This is a genomic window from Mycolicibacterium peregrinum, assembly GCF_001665625.1.
Lineage (GTDB): Bacteria > Actinomycetota > Actinomycetes > Mycobacteriales > Mycobacteriaceae > Mycobacterium > Mycobacterium peregrinum_B.
Map to the genome: position 1 here is coordinate 1 of NZ_LZSY01000197.1, position 13,877 is coordinate 13,877.

General features: G+C 65.4%; 13 protein-coding genes. 5 read left to right on the top strand and 8 right to left on the bottom strand.

The window, feature by feature from the left end:
* Positions 1-110 (bottom strand): zinc ribbon domain-containing protein (locus A5779_RS31385; RefSeq protein ID WP_236734944.1); only part of this gene is annotated, 110 nt, incomplete at its 3' end.
* 142 nt (positions 111-252) lie between these two features.
* Between A5779_RS31385 and A5779_RS31390 the strand changes: the two genes are divergently transcribed.
* Together A5779_RS31390 and A5779_RS31395 are read left to right on the top strand one after the other, a co-directional pair.
* A complete protein-coding gene (locus tag A5779_RS31390) occupies positions 253-2,376 on the top strand; it encodes a molybdopterin-containing oxidoreductase family protein (RefSeq protein WP_064887817.1) in 2,124 nt (707 codons plus the stop codon).
* A gap of 109 nt (positions 2,377-2,485) precedes the next feature.
* The gene (locus A5779_RS31395) at positions 2,486-4,021 is read left to right on the top strand and encodes an aldehyde dehydrogenase family protein (protein WP_064887779.1); all 1,536 of its coding nucleotides are present in this window, start codon (positions 2,486-2,488) and stop codon (positions 4,019-4,021) included.
* A gap of 52 nt (positions 4,022-4,073) precedes the next feature.
* Here A5779_RS31395 and A5779_RS31400 read toward each other — a convergent pair whose 3' ends face one another.
* The 3 genes from A5779_RS31400 to A5779_RS31410 all read right to left on the bottom strand — a co-directional run bounded on the left by A5779_RS31400 (position 4,074) and on the right by A5779_RS31410 (position 6,874).
* Positions 4,074-4,772 carry a TetR family transcriptional regulator gene (locus tag A5779_RS31400; protein WP_064887781.1) on the bottom strand — a complete coding sequence of 233 codons (699 nt, stop codon included), beginning with the start codon at positions 4,770-4,772 and terminating at the stop codon, positions 4,074-4,076.
* 13 nt (positions 4,773-4,785) lie between these two features.
* A complete protein-coding gene (locus A5779_RS31405; protein WP_413784961.1) occupies positions 4,786-5,994 on the bottom strand; it encodes a cytochrome P450 in 1,209 nt (402 codons plus the stop codon).
* Positions 5,995-6,088: 94 nt separating this feature from the next.
* The gene (locus A5779_RS31410; RefSeq protein ID WP_064887785.1) at positions 6,089-6,874 is read right to left on the bottom strand and encodes an SDR family oxidoreductase; all 786 of its coding nucleotides are present in this window, start codon (positions 6,872-6,874) and stop codon (positions 6,089-6,091) included.
* 160 nt (positions 6,875-7,034) lie between these two features.
* On the opposite strand from A5779_RS31410, the gene A5779_RS31415 reads away from it, so the two are divergent.
* Positions 7,035-8,522: an aldehyde dehydrogenase family protein gene (locus A5779_RS31415; RefSeq protein ID WP_064887819.1), complete on the top strand. Its 1,488-nt coding sequence runs from the start codon at positions 7,035-7,037 to the stop codon at positions 8,520-8,522.
* Here the strand turns inward: A5779_RS31415 and A5779_RS31420 are convergent.
* Genes A5779_RS31420 through A5779_RS31430 form a run of 3 tightly spaced genes read right to left on the bottom strand, consistent with a single transcriptional unit; the run spans position 8,506 to position 11,800 of the window.
* Positions 8,506-10,149 (bottom strand): medium-chain acyl-CoA ligase Mig, encoded by a 1,644-nt coding sequence (locus A5779_RS31420; RefSeq protein ID WP_064887787.1) that lies wholly within the window; start codon positions 10,147-10,149, stop codon positions 8,506-8,508. The two genes, A5779_RS31415 and A5779_RS31420, sit on opposite strands and share 17 nt — an antisense overlap.
* 20 nt (positions 10,150-10,169) lie before the next feature.
* Complete coding sequence (locus A5779_RS31425) at positions 10,170-10,787, bottom strand: cysteine hydrolase family protein (protein ID WP_064887789.1); 618 nt, start codon at positions 10,785-10,787, stop codon at positions 10,170-10,172.
* Positions 10,784-11,800, bottom strand: coding sequence for a Rieske 2Fe-2S domain-containing protein (locus A5779_RS31430; RefSeq protein ID WP_064887791.1), 1,017 nt, complete (start codon positions 11,798-11,800; stop codon positions 10,784-10,786). Before A5779_RS31430 ends, A5779_RS31425 begins: the two co-directional genes overlap by 4 nt.
* A gap of 220 nt (positions 11,801-12,020) precedes the next feature.
* Between A5779_RS31430 and A5779_RS31435 the strand changes: the two genes are divergently transcribed.
* Complete coding sequence (locus A5779_RS31435) at positions 12,021-12,359, top strand: hypothetical protein (RefSeq protein ID WP_131811727.1); 339 nt, start codon at positions 12,021-12,023, stop codon at positions 12,357-12,359.
* 77 nt (positions 12,360-12,436) lie between these two features.
* Positions 12,437-12,871, top strand: coding sequence for a nuclear transport factor 2 family protein (locus A5779_RS31440; protein ID WP_064887793.1), 435 nt, complete (start codon positions 12,437-12,439; stop codon positions 12,869-12,871).
* Positions 12,872-12,933: 62 nt separating this feature from the next.
* Here the strand turns inward: A5779_RS31440 and A5779_RS31445 are convergent, their stop codons facing one another.
* Entirely contained in the window at positions 12,934-13,875 is a 942-nt protein-coding gene (locus tag A5779_RS31445; RefSeq protein WP_064887795.1) for an LLM class F420-dependent oxidoreductase, read from the bottom strand.
* Positions 13,876-13,877 lie beyond the last annotated feature (2 nt).

Consider the following 13,877-nt stretch of genomic DNA (forward strand, 5'->3'; position numbering starts at 1 on the left):
CGGGCCTGGGCGGGGAAGGTGGTGGCCGCGCAGTCGGTGCAACGGCTGCCGATCAGCTGGGGTTCGGCGTCGGGCCAGGTCGAGATGTCCGGCGCGAGGGCCTTCTGCATGAGTCCGATTCCTCCGTGTTCGGCCAAAATGTCTAGCAACTGTAACTCTTACAGTAACGTAGACCAAGTGACCGAGAGTCAGGTCGAGTCCAAGGCCGAGAACAAGCCCACGTTCTGCCGGATCTGCGAGCCGCTGTGCGGCATGATCGCCACCGTCGAAGACGGCCGACTGACCGCCCTACGGCCCGACAAGGACCATCCGCTGTCGGCGGGATTCGCCTGTCAGAAAGGCATCGCGTTCACCGAGGTGGTCAACGACCCGGACCGGGTGACCACTCCGCTGAAGCGCACCGGGGACGGATTCGAACCGGTGAGCTGGGATGCTGCGCTCGACGACATCGCCGCCAGGCTCACCCAGATCCACCGCAGGCACGGTTCCGGAGCGTTGGCCTGGTACATGGGCAACCCCGCGGCCTTCAGCTACTCACACCTGTTCGCCGCGATGACGTTCGCAAAGGGCATCGGCGGCGACAGCCACTTCTTCAGCTCCTCGACCCAGGACACCAGCAGTCGCCTGCTGGCCAACCAGTTCCTCTACGGAGCACCGTTCCCGGTGCCGATTCCGGACCTCGTGCGGACGGATCTGCTGATCATGATCGGCGCGAATCCAGTGGTGTCCCACGGGAGTTTCCTGACCGCCCCGCGGGTCAAGGACCGCATGCACGACATCGTCAAGCGGGGTGGACGGGTGGTGGTGGTCGATCCACGGCGCAGTGAGACCGCCGCCCAGTTCGAATGGCTCGGGATCACGCCGGATGCTGATGCGTACCTGCTCCTGTCGATCCTGCAGGTGCTCTTCGAGGAGGGGTTGGTCAGCGCCAGGGCCCGGGTCCAGGCTGACGGATTGGATTGGCTGCGTGAGCAGAGCGCGGTGTTCACTCCGGAACACACCCACGGCCATACCGGTATCGAGCCCGAGACGGTGCGTACGTTGGCGCGCGATCTCGCGGCCACGGAACGGGCCGCCGTATACGGCAGGCTGGGCACGTGCGTCGGACGCAACGGCACGCTGACCACGTATCTGCTGGACGCGGTCAATCTCGTGGCGGGAAACCTCGACGTGCCCGGCGGCAGTGTGTTCAGCACCCTGGGTATCCCCGGCCAGAAGTGGGGTTCGATGGCGATGGGTGTCTCGTTGCGCCGGAGCTACCGCACCAAGCGCACCCGGATCGGCGGCCTGCCGTTGGTCATCGGCGCCGAGCCTGCGGCGTTCATGGCCAAGGAGATCACGACGCCCGGCCGGCGACAGGTCAGGGCGATGTTCATCGGTGCGGGGAACCCGGTGCTGTCGGTCCCCAACGGCGTGGAGTTGGAAGACGCGTTGGAGGCGACAGACCTTTCCGTCGGGCTGGACCTCTACGTCAACGAGACCACCGCGCACTGTGATTACGTGCTGCCGGTAACGACGATGTACGAGCGCGACGACTTCGCCGTCACATTCCAGATGTTCCAGGCCACCCCGTTCCGCCAGGTGACCGACGCGGTGGTGGCGCCGCGCGGTCAGGCCCGCACGGAGTGGGACATCATCGTCGACCTGATCGGCCGGATGAGGGTGCGCACGCCGGTTTTCGTCGTACTTCGGCTGGCCGCCAGGCGAGCCGCACGACGGGGCAGGCGGCTGAGTCCACGGTCGATGATCGACATGATGATCCGAATGGCCGATGGCGGTGACCGTTTCGGGCTGCGCCGCGGCGGGCTGACATTCCGCCGCCTGGCCGAACAGCATCCGCACGGGGTGGTAGTGGCACCGAACATCCGGACCGGGGTGCTCGGTGAGGTTGTGGTGTATCCGAAGGGCCGGATACGGCTCGCGCACGAGGACATCGCATCGGAGATCACCGCGATGTCGCGGCGCGCGGCGCCCGACGGCTACCCACTGCGCGTGATCGGGATGCGCGAACCGCGTTCGGAGAACTCCTGGTTGCATAATTCGCCATTGCTGATGCGTGGCAAGAGGATTCAACGAGCCCTCATGCATACCGAGGATGCTGCAGTCCGTCGCCTGGCAGACGGTGACGAGGTACGGGTGCGTTCACCGTACGGCCAGATCGACATCGAGTTGGCGCTCACCGACGACATCGTGCGCGGCACCGTGGCGATACCGCACGGATGGGGCCACAAGGGAACTGGTCGCTGGCGGATCGCCAATCAGGCCGGCGGTGCCAACGTCAACCAGCTCATGTCGAGCGATCCCGCCGATGTCGAGGCGCTGGCTGGTATGTCCTGGCTGACGGGTGTGCCGGTGCAGGTGGAACCGACCTGTTGACCCGTACCTCCGCCGAAACGGCATTCCGGCAGGCCGCTACTCGCACTTTCTCTGCTGGAATGCGGTTTCGGCCACTGGGTACACTACTGTAAGTGTTACAGTTGTCCGTGTGAGTGAAGTCGTGGAGCAGGCCGTCACCAGCGTGGAGATCGGTCGGCGCGCTGCAGGCCGGGCCGAAAAGCGGATGCTGATCGACGGTCAGCTTTTAGCCGCGGCGTCCGGAGCCGAATTCGACAACCTCAGCCCGGCCACGGGTCTGGTGCTGGGGACGACGGCGGCCGGTGGTGCGCAGGACATGGACGCCGCGATCGGCGCCGCTCGGCGTGCATTCGACGAATCCGACTGGAGCACCAACCGGGGCTTGCGGCAGCGCGTGCTGGGCCAGTTGCAGGAAGCCATCGAAGCCGAAAAAGATGACCTGCGTGAGGAATTGATCGCAGAGGTCGGTTGCCCGGCGATGACCACGCAGAATGCCCAGCTCGACTGGCCGCTGGCCGACGCGCTGCGCTACCCGGCCCGGTTGATCGACGAGTTCGAATGGGAGCGCACGCTCGACGGCGGTGGGCTGTTCGGTGAGCGCAATGCCCGCACCGTGGTCAAAGAGCCGGTCGGTGTGGTCGCCGCGATCACCCCGTCCAACTTCCCGATCGAGGTGATCCTCAACAAGCTCGGCCCAGCGCTGGCCGCGGGCAACACCGTGGTGCTCAAACCCGATCCGAACACGCCGTGGAACGCCACCCGGCTGGGCCGGCTGATCGCCGAGCGCACCGACATGCCGCCCGGCGTCGTCAACGTCGTGCCGACACCGTCCAACGAGGTGGCCGGACAGCTGGGCACCGATCCTCGTGTCGACATGGTGTCGTTCACCGGGTCGACGGCTGTCGGCAGGCATCTGATGCGGGTCGGCGCCGACACCATGAAGCGCACCTTCCTCGAACTCGGTGGCAAGTCCGCGATGATCGTGCTGGACGACGCCAAGCCCGGCCACATCATCCCCGGCGCCATCGGGGCGTGCGTGCATGCCGGGCAGGCCTGCGCGGCCAACACCCGGATGCTGGTGCACCGCAGCTTGTTCGACGAAGCAGTTGCCAATGTGGCCATGGCGTTCGGTGCGGTCCCGGTGGGCGACCCGGCACTGCCGACGACGTTGGTCGGTCCGCTGATCACCGCCGCGGCCAAGCAGCGCGTGCTCGAAGCGATCGAGGGCGCCCGGCGTGACGGCGCCGAGATCGTGGTGGGTGGGGGTGAACCCGCCGGGCTGGCAGATCACCTGCGCGACGGGCACTTCGTCGCACCCACCGTCATCGTCGGGGCCGACCCGGGCTCGGCGATCGCGCAGGACGAGGTGTTCGGACCGGTACTGGTGATGCTGCCGTTCGACGATGACGACGAGGCGGTACGGATCGCCAACGACAGTGCGTTCGGACTGGCCGGGGCGGTCATGTCGGCGTCACCCGAGCGCGGGATGTCGATCGCCCGACGGATCCGTACCGGGGCCATCGGTGTGAACGGTGGCATGTACTACGGCGCCGACGCGCCATTCGGCGGGTACAAGAACAGCGGTGTCGGAAGACAGTGCGGTATCGAGGGGTTCGCGCAGTACACCGAGACCAAGACCATCGGCTGGCGTCTGCCGCGTGGCTAGTTCTTCCCGCGAGCAGACGCGAAAGTACCCGAGATCGCGCGTTTTGCGGTACCTACGCGTCTGCTCGGCAAAGGAACTCGGCACGGTCGAGGATGCTGTCGAGAATGTGGTCGAAGTTCCCGTCGTCGGCCATACCGATCCGGTAGCCCTGTCCGGGGATCGAGGCGATCAACGGCATCGACTCGGCATCGATCACCTGCTCCCAGTACTCACGGGGGAACTGGACCTCGTCGGTACGGCTCTGTAGCCGTTGCAGCACAGCCGAACTCCGCACCAGTACCGAGATGGCCGTATATGTGTCGAATGCCTGCCTGGCGGTGAGTCCGGCCGTCACCAGGGCGGCCACCGGCTGTTCGATCTTCTCCAGCGCGGTGCGTGCTGCGGGAATTCCGCGGGTGCCGCGAATCAGGATCAGATCGCACACAATCGGATTGGTCATGAACATCTCGCGCATGCGGTGCGCATGCGCGCGCAGGGATTCCCGCCAGGTGCCGGCCTCGATGGACAACACGCTCATGTCGTAGTCGATCAGGACGCGTTCGGTCATCGCGTCGAGCAGCTCATCCTTGCGGCGGAAGTACCAGTAGATGCTCGTGACGCCCACATCGAGATGGCGGGCCAGCTGCGGCATGCTGAGGTTGTCGATCGATACCTCGTCGGCGATTTCGAATGCGCCACGGACGATTTCGTCGACACTGATCGACCCGCGTTCGCGGCGCCGGCGACCGCTGGTGCCCGCGGGCCTGACCATGGCAGCAACCCTTCTAGCGGATCGGCTCGAACGTGACAGGAATGGCCGTGGGGGAGCGGAACGGCTGACCGAAGATGTGCGGATCGTCGTCGGTAATCAGCTCGAGGTTGTGCACCCGCGACAGCAGGCTCTCCATGGCCACCCGGGTTTCCATCCGGGCCAGGTGCAGACCCATGCAGGTGTGTTCACCGGCGGCAAAGGTGATGTGTGGCACCCGCTTCCGGAAGATGTCGAACTCCTCGGGCCGTTCCCAGCGGTTCTCGTCGCGGTTGGCCGATCCCATGCAGACGTCGATCACAGCGCCGGCGGGCAGTGCCACACCGTCGAGTTCGGTGTCCCGGGTGGTCGACCGTTGCACTGTGGTGAGCGGGGTTTCATAGCGCAGCCCCTCCTCGATGGCCTGACCGATCAACTCGTGGTCGGCCTGCACCGCGGCGAATTGGTCCGGGTGGGTGAGGAGCAGATAGATCAGATTGCCCGAGGACCGATAAGTGGTCTCCAGCCCGGCCGGCAGAAGCAACCGGAGGAATGAGTAGATCGCCTCGTCGGTCAGCTTCTCGCCGTCGATCTCCGCGGTGACCAGGTCACCGATGATGTCGTCGGTGGGCTCGGACCGGCGCAGCTCGATCTGGGTCAGGAAATAGTCCTTCAGCGCCGCGGAGGCTTCGAACGCGCGCTTCCACTTCACCGTGTAGCTGATCAGTTCGACGGCGCGTTGCCGGAACCAGGGCAGGTCTTCCTCAGGCAGGCCGAGCAGCTTGGAGATCACCCGGGTGGGGAACTCGAAGGTGAAGTCGCGCACCAGATCGGCACTGCCGGCTTCGATGAACTCATCGACCAGCGCCTCGCAGATCGGGCGGACGATCTCGGGTTCCCACCGCTGCAGCGACCGTGACTTGAATGCCGCCGAGACCAGGTTGCGATGGTCCCGGTGGGTCTTGCCCTCCATGGCCAGGATGGTGGGGCCGATGAACAGCCCGATGGTGTTGTCGTAGATCTTCGAGTTGAAGGACTTGCCGTCCCGGAACACGGTGTTGACCGCTTCGTACGACACCGCGGCGAATTGGTGTTCCGGCAGAAGGGATTCCGGTGTCTTGGACCAGTCCATCACCGAGCCGCGGAACACGCCGTGCTTGCCTCGGTGCCGCGCGAAGATCGGGTACGGATCGCGCAGCAGGGCGGCCGTGGCGACGACGGATTCCTCACCCGCGAAATCCTGCACTTGACTATCCACAGCTCACCCCACCTGTCGGCGTCGACCGATCACTCTGATGCATATTACTGTAAATATTACAGTAACTGAATCCGTGCGGCGCTCAGAGTGCGATCGGGGCACCGTTGCTCATCGCGGCGATGAAGCCGGCGTCGACCTGGATGTCCTGACCATTGATCCAACGTGCCTCGGGGGAGGCGAGGAAGGCGATCAGTGGAACCACGTCGTCGACAGTGGCGTGCCGGCCCACGGTGGCCCGCACGAGGTCCAGGACGTCCTTGCCCATGGTCTGCTCGAAGTCGGACAGGATCGGCGTCTCGACCGGGCCCGGACTGACCGTGTTGACCCGCACCCCGTACTTGCTCCAGGCCGGTCCGGCCACCCGCTTGACGAACAGGATCGCGGCCTGCTTGGAGGTGGTGTAGACGGGAAAATCCGGATCCTGCCCGGTCTGCCATTGCGCCACCGAGTCGCCGTCGGTGAGTTCGAGAAGTCCGTCGAGGATGTCGATGCGCTGCTGCCAACCCAGTGCCGCGGTCGACGCAACGGTGACGACCGAGCCGCCGTGGCGCAACAGCGGCAGCATCCCTTCGGTCATGAGTCGCATGCCGAGATAGTTGACCTTGAGAACATCGGCGGCCGGCGCGGTGCCCGGTACGCCTGCGACGTGCGCCAGCAGGTCCCAGCCGTCGCCGATCTCGCCCAGTAGCCGGGTGATGTCGGCGGCATCGCGGAGGTCGCAGGTGGCGTGTTCGGAAGCCGGAGTGTCATTCGGGCGAAGATCCACCGCGAGCACGTGGTCGCCGCGGTCGAAGAAGTGCGCCGCGGTTGCCGCTCCGATCCCGGATCCGGCTCCGACGACGACGATTCTGCGTGCGGTTTCCGACATGCCCCAACCCTTCACCGAATGAACGACAGTAAGCATGACTGTAAACAATTCGGGCTGGTTGGACAATCGTCTTCGACCTGTCGGTGGAGTGCTACCGTTAGCCTTCCCGGAAGGATCTCCGGGAGATGTCATGCGTGCCCCTGGCGAGGAGACGGATTCGATGAGCGCGATCGAGGAGCGTGCGGCAGTGCAGTCGCAGCGCGACGACCTGGAGGAGCTGCTGGCGGCCCAGCGCCGGTCATTCGTCGCCGACGGTCCGCCCGATGTCGCGTTGCGCCGCAACCGCATCGACCGGTTGCTCGCGATGGTCCTGGACAACTCCGAGGGTTTTGTCGCTGCCACTGCTGCCGATTACGGGTCGAGGTCACGGTCGGCGGCGTTTCTCTCCGAGATCCTCGGCATGCTCTCGGTCGTCGAACACACCAGGGCGCACGTGCCGCAGTGGATGCGCGCGACGAAGCTGCTTCGAGCGACGCGCTTCGCGGGCTTGCGTGCCGAGGTGCTTCCCAGCCCGCTCGGTGTGGTCGGGGTGATCGGACCGTGGAATTTCCCCATCCAGTTGACGGTGTTGCCGGCGGCCGCGGCGTTCGCTGCGGGCAACCGGGTGATGATCAAGATGTCCGAGGTCACTCCGCGCACCGCCGAACTGATGGCGACCACCGTGCCGAAGTACTTCGACGCGACCGAGCTGCAGGTGGTCACCGGCGGGCCGGAGGTGGCCGCGGCGTTCGCCGGCTTGCCGTTCGATCATCTGTTCTTCACCGGTTCGCCTTCGATCGGGAAGCTGGTCGCCCGGGCCGCCTCCGACAACCTCGTCCCCGTCACGCTGGAGCTGGGCGGCAAGAACCCGGTGGTGGTGGCCCCCGGCGCTGATCTGGAACGGGCGGCAAGCCGAATCGCCCAGGCGCGCATGGTCAATGGTGGCCAGGTGTGCGTGTGCCCGGACTATGTCTTCGTACCCGATGCGCAAGTGGACCGGTTCGTCGAGGTGGCACGGAAAACCTTGAGCAACCTGTTCCCCAGCATCGTCGGCAATCCCGACTACTGCTCGTCGGTGAACCAGGCCAACTTCGACCGGGTCGTGGGGTTGATCGCCGACGCCCGCGCCCAGGGCGCCCGGATCGACTCCGTCGTGCCCGCGGGTGAGGTGCTGCCCGATCCGGGCTCGCGCAAGATCGCCCCGACCATCGTGCGTGACGTCGACGACCGGATGCGCATCGCGAGCGAAGAAGTGTTCGGGCCGGTACTGGTGGTGCGCGGGTACTCGGCACTCGACGAGGCCGTCCGCCACATCAACACCAACCCGTCCCCGTTGGTGGCCTACTGGTTCGGGCCGGACGATGCCGACTTCCGGCATTTCGTGAGCCATACCCGCAGCGGCGGCGTTGCCCGCAATGACTTTGCCGCGCACATGATCCCGTCCGACGCCCCGTTCGGCGGAGTCGGGCACAGCGGGACGGGCGCCTATCACGGTAAGGCCGGCTTCGATACGTTCAGTCACTACCGGTCGGTGGTGGGCAACGACCTGCCGTTCAGCGTCACGGGTCAGGCGGCCAAGCCGTTCAGCACCTCGATGCGGGTCAGCACCGATCTCATGCTGCGGCGGGCCCGCAGCCGAACCGCCGCCCGGCTCAAGAAGTTTCGCTGACCGCCTGCTCACGCGCCCAGCGATAGTCGGCTTTGCCGGCGGGGCTGCGTTCGATGACGGGGCGGAACACCACGGCTTTGGGCAGCTTGTAGCGGGCGATCGAGGATTCGGCGTGCCGGATCAACTCGTCGGCTGCGGTCTCGACACCCTCGGCGAGTGCCACGACGGCCACCACTTCCTGGCCCCAACGTTCACTTGGACGTCCCGTGACGACCACGTCTCGCACCGCCGGGTGCGAGGCAATCGCGGATTCGACCTCCTCGGCAAAGATCTTCTCGCCTCCGGAGTTGATGGTCACCGAATCGCGGCCGAGCAGCTCGATCGCGCCGCTGTCCAGATGGCGGGCCCGATCGCCCGGCGTCGCATAACGCACGCCGTCGATCACCGGGAACGTCGCCGCTGTCTTGGCGGCGTCGCCCTTGTATCCCAGCGGCACGAACCCGCGCTGCGCCAGCCAGCCCAGCCCGTCGTGACCGGCCGGCAGGACAGCGGTGAAATCCTCGGTCACCACACAGGTATCGGGTCCGGCGTTGAAGGTGCCGGTCGACACCGCCCCCGGGGCCGACATGTGGCTCATCTGGGCACCCGTCTCCGACGAACCCACGCCGTCGACGACGATGAGATTGGCCTTGGCATCGATGAGTTGCTGTTTGACGTAAGGGGTGAGTTGCGCACCGCCGTTGGCCACGACGGACAGAGATGACACGTCCGCAGCCCCTGACTTGATCGCATCCAGCAGGGGGCGTGCCATCGCGTCACCCACAACCGTCGCCACCAGCACCTGCTCGCGTTCGATGGTGCGCACCACGTCGTCGGCGTCGAAGCGATCCACCACGGCTGGAAACACCAGCGTCTGTCCCGTGGTGATCGCGGTCATCGCGGCCCACTGGGCCGCGCCGTGGATCAGCGGCGGCAGGATCATCAGCTTGGTACCCGGATTGTCGACGGCACGTCCGACGATCTCCTCGGCGGACTGCGCCCTTTCGCCGGTCACCATGTTGCGTCCGCCGAAAGCGGTCATGAAGATGTCGTGCTGGCGCCACAACACGCCCTTGGGCATTCCGGTCGTACCGCCGGTGTAGAGCACGTAGAGGTCGTCCGGGCAAGGCTCGACGGGCACCTCTGCCGAAGCGTCCTCGGCGACGATGGAGTCGTAATCCACTGCGCCGTCGAGCAGCTCGTTGCCAGAGCCGTCGGCGATCTGGATCAGCACCCGCAATGCCGGCAGGTCGGGCAGAACCTCGGCGACCCGTGGTGCGAACGCGGAGTGGTACACCAGCGCGGACGCACCGGAGTCGGCCAGCAGGTACTGCAGTTCGTTCTTGACGTAGCGGTAGTTGACGTTGAACGGGGCGACGCGAGCCCGGAAGGAGCCGAGCAGAGTTTCGACGAACTCGGGTCCGTTGTAAGCGTAGATCCCGAGCAGGTCCTGGCCCACCTCGTGACCGGCCAGTGCGCCACGTTCGGTCTGTGCACCCAAACCGCGTGAATGCAGATACGCCGCCAGGCGATTCGAGCGGTCCACGATCTGGCGGTAGGTGAACCGCCGGTCGCCCTGGACGATCAGCGGACGATCTCCGATGGCGGTGGCGACGGCCTCCGCGACGGCAGGAACGGTGAACTGCACGGGCTTCTCCTCTTGGGCGGTCAGCGCTGCCAGGCGTGCAGCAGGTCGTCGGTTGTGGTGACGGTAGCGAGCAGGGACAAGGTGTTGTCGATGACGGCGTCGGCATAGGCCGTCGGGATGCCGGCTACCGCATCGCGCGGCAGCACCACCCGGTATCCGGCGTTGACCGCGTCCATCACCAGGTTGATGATCGCGATGTTCACCGAGACACCGACGGCCACGATGGTGCTCACGCCGAGGTTGCGGAGAACGGCGTCCAGGTCGGTGCCGCCCATCGGTCCCAGGCCGTGCCAGCGGGACAGGACGAGATCGTCTGGCTCCGGGCCGAACTCGGGAAGAAGGGTGGCGCCGGGCGTGCCGGGCAGGATGCCGACGTCGTTGCGGCCGATGGCGAAGATCTTGGCGTTGTGGTTGGAGCCCAACCCGTCCGGGCGTCGTTGCACCAGACAGTGCACCACTCGGGCCGAGGCGGCCCGCGCCGCCGGTAGCAGCCTTGCGATGTTGGGTAGCGCTTCCCGGCGCGCCTCGTCGGCGAGGGCGGCCAACCCCGCGTCGGCACCGACCACAGCGCCCTGGCATTCCTGGGTGACGATCGCGGTGTGCTCGGGTGCGACCAGTTCTTTCAGATCGGGTCTCATACGCCGGCGACAGCGTTCTCGACCGGAGGCACCTCGTAAAATTGGGTCGCCCACTTACGCATGGCCATATACGGTTTCGCGTCGATCTTGGCGAGTGGCGGATGCTCGACGTACTTCTGGTAGCGCCAGATGTCGCAGTCCTCCCACACGGTCTTGAGGAACTGCTTCTCGACCTTTGCCCGCACCTGCTCGGGAGGAACATCGGAGGTTTCGCCCGGAACCTTCGGCCACCAGATCGAATAGAACATGTCAGACACCTCGTCGTCGACCGGGGTGCAGGCGAAGATCAACCGGTGGTTCGACGACCCCTCGAAGGCGCTCATGGCGAAGCCGAGGCCGGAGAAGTGGCTGTGAATCCGCAGCGCCATCTTGTCAGGATCGTCGCTGCGGACGTCGGGCCAGCCGGTCAGGAACCGCCATTCCTCGTCGACATGCTCCCAGTGCAGGCACACCGGCGTGACCGTCGCGCCGTGAACATAGCGGAAATGTGAGCTGTCGGGCCCATTTTCAGCCACGATCTGTGGATGGACCGGGATCGCGTCGGCCCGGCTGGAGAACTCCGGGTAGGGCCGGTAGTACGCATTCGGGTCGGTGTCGAACTGCGGGAACTTGTGGAAGATGTCGGGCAGTTCCCACTGCGGTTCCTTGCCCTCGGGCTGGTACCACATGAAGATGCAGCCGTACTGCTCCTTGACCGGGTAGGACCGCAGTCGCAGGCCACGGTTCGGCTTGTCGGGTTGATACGGGATGTAGGTGTTGTTGCCTTCAGGGCCCCACCGCCAGCCGTGGAACGGACACTCGACGCAGTCACCGACGACCTTGCCGCCGTGACCGATGTGGGCACCCAGATGCTTGCAGTGGGCTTCCAGCACATGCAGCTCGCCGGACTCGTCGCGGTAGGCGGCGAGGTCCTCACCGAAGTACTTCAGTGCCTTCACATCGCCGACCTCGTACTCAGCCGACCAGCCGATCATGAACCAGCCGGTGACCTTCCAGGTGAACGGCACTTTCATGGCCCGCTGCCTCCCGTTTCACTGCTCGCGCGATACGTACGGAAGACATTACAGTATCCATTTCTGCACCGGAAGCGCCGGACGACGACGTGCGTGTCCAACCCGAAAAATTCCCGTCTCAGGCCGACCCGGGGAGCGCTTAGGGTTGGAACGTCAATGATGGATGTCGTTCATGTTTTTCAGGGCATGGTTAGGGGTAGGCGTGGGTCCGGATTTCTCAATGGTCGATTCTGTGCAGAAGGCCGAGGAGCTCTATGCGCAAGCCCAATTGGAGCGAATGCTGCTCTTGCCTGCCGAATTCGGTGGAGGAGACTTCGACCAGAACGTGGTGTACGTGCCGGTGGGCTTCACTGCGGCCAAGGCGGAGATCGACAACAACGTCATCTCTCCGCTGATCCAGGAAGGAAAGGTGCAGGCGTATTCGGCAGTGCCTGAGTACGAGGGCGCCAGCTTCGTACCCATCGCCATCCAGATATCTGCTTGGCACCCCGACTCCCCTGAAACAAGCACGGTCGCCGGAACGCTCGCCGCGTGGGGGTCGGCTCTCGAGCGCGGCTGATTCGGGGACGACCGGCCACGGATCGTAACTGAGGTGCTTACCGTATAGTTCGCCGCAGTCGATCAGGAGGTGACCCGTTGTCCGACGACATCGAGGCGATCAAGCAGCTCAAGGCCCGCTACTGCCGGTTCCTGGACACCAAGGACATCGACGCCTGGCGCGCATTGTTCGTCGACGACGTCGTGGTGACACTCGACATGGCCGTCTCGACCGGCGGCGCCGATCCGCAGACGGCGCCTCCGCTGAAGAGCTTCGATGAGTTCTTTCCGGTGGTGTGGGGCGGCGTCGAGAATGCGGCGACAGTGCACCATTGCCACACCCCGGAGATCATGCTGACCTCCGACACGACGGCAACGGGTATCTGGGCCATGGAGGACATGTTGTTTTTCGCCGACGGCAATGAGTTGCACGGGGCCGGCCACTACCATGAGACCTACGAAAAGCGTGACGGCACATGGCAGATCACCAGTCTGCACCTGACCCGTACCTTGCTGAAGTTCAAGACCGGCTAGGCGGTGAATCGTCCGCGTGAGTAACGCTGTGGCGAATTATCTGGCCGAGCACTGCCGTGGTGTTACCAGCGTGCACCCGAGACACCCTGGTCGGCAACGAGATTCATCGCCTCGCCAAATGCCTTGACGTAGTCGAGTGCGGCGTCCGGGCCGCTGCCGTCCACGTGCACGACGGCCCAGGTGGCGCCGTGGCCGGCCAGTTCGGCAAGAACTTCGCGTGCGTGCCGCAACGAGGCTTCGTCCTCCAGATCGGTATGTGGGCAGACGACCTGGATGTCGACGGACGACGGGTCACGACCGGCATCGGCGAGTCGCTCGCGCAAGCGCTGTACGGCGGTGCCGAACTGGTCGGCGTTCTCAATGGCGGTGGTCCGCATGGTCGACGCCATGCCTGCCGCGGCGATGATGGGCATCCATCCGTTGCCGTGCTCGACCACACGCCGGATCGCGGCGGCGCCGTTCCCGCCGATCCAGAGCGGGGGATGGGGCTGCTGAGCTGTGCGCTGCAGCGCAACGGGTCCGACCGCCCCGAAATCCTGTCCGGAAAACGGTGTTTCGGGATCCGTCCAGATGGAACGCAGCGCCGCCAACGCTTCGTCGAGCAGTTCGGCGCGACGGTCGATGTCCACGCCCACTGCCGAGAACTCGGATCGCAGGTAGCCCGCACCGACGCCCGCGATGAGTCGGCCACCGGAGATCAGGTCCAGGCTGCCCAGTGCCTTGGCTGACAGGTACGGGTTCCGGAAGGGGAGCACGTAGAGGTTGGTCATCAACCGGATGTGCGAGGTGGCTGCCGCCATGAAGCTCAGCGCGGCGATCGGGTCGAGTGTGTTGTGGCCCCCGTTGTTGCGCCACTTGACCGAGGGGGCCGGATGCTCGCTCAACGCGATCGCCGAGAACCCCGCCGCTTCAGCCTGGGTGGCTACCGCGCGGATGGCCTCGGGTTGCAGGAAATCGTCAGGTGCGGTGGGCAGCTCGCTGGGGTATTCCAGGGTGTACTTCATCG

Excerpts from the sequence above, each read along its gene's own strand:
- A5779_RS31425 (WP_064887789.1), bottom strand. The coding sequence starts at position 10,787 with ATGAGACCCGATCTGAAAGAACTGGTCGCACCCGAGCACACCGCGATC.
- A5779_RS31435 (WP_131811727.1), top strand. The coding sequence starts at position 12,021 with ATGGTCGATTCTGTGCAGAAGGCCGAGGAGCTCTATGCGCAAGCCCAA.
- A5779_RS31410 (WP_064887785.1), bottom strand. The coding sequence starts at position 6,874 with ATGTCGGAAACCGCACGCAGAATCGTCGTCGTCGGAGCCGGATCCGGG.
- A5779_RS31390 (WP_064887817.1), top strand. The coding sequence starts at position 253 with ATGATCGCCACCGTCGAAGACGGCCGACTGACCGCCCTACGGCCCGAC.
- A5779_RS31415 (WP_064887819.1), top strand. The coding sequence starts at position 7,035 with ATGAGCGCGATCGAGGAGCGTGCGGCAGTGCAGTCGCAGCGCGACGAC.
- A5779_RS31400 (WP_064887781.1), bottom strand. The coding sequence starts at position 4,772 with ATGGTCAGGCCCGCGGGCACCAGCGGTCGCCGGCGCCGCGAACGCGGG.
- A5779_RS31445 (WP_064887795.1), bottom strand. The coding sequence starts at position 13,875 with ATGAAGTACACCCTGGAATACCCCAGCGAGCTGCCCACCGCACCTGAC.
- A5779_RS31430 (WP_064887791.1), bottom strand. The coding sequence starts at position 11,800 with ATGAAAGTGCCGTTCACCTGGAAGGTCACCGGCTGGTTCATGATCGGC.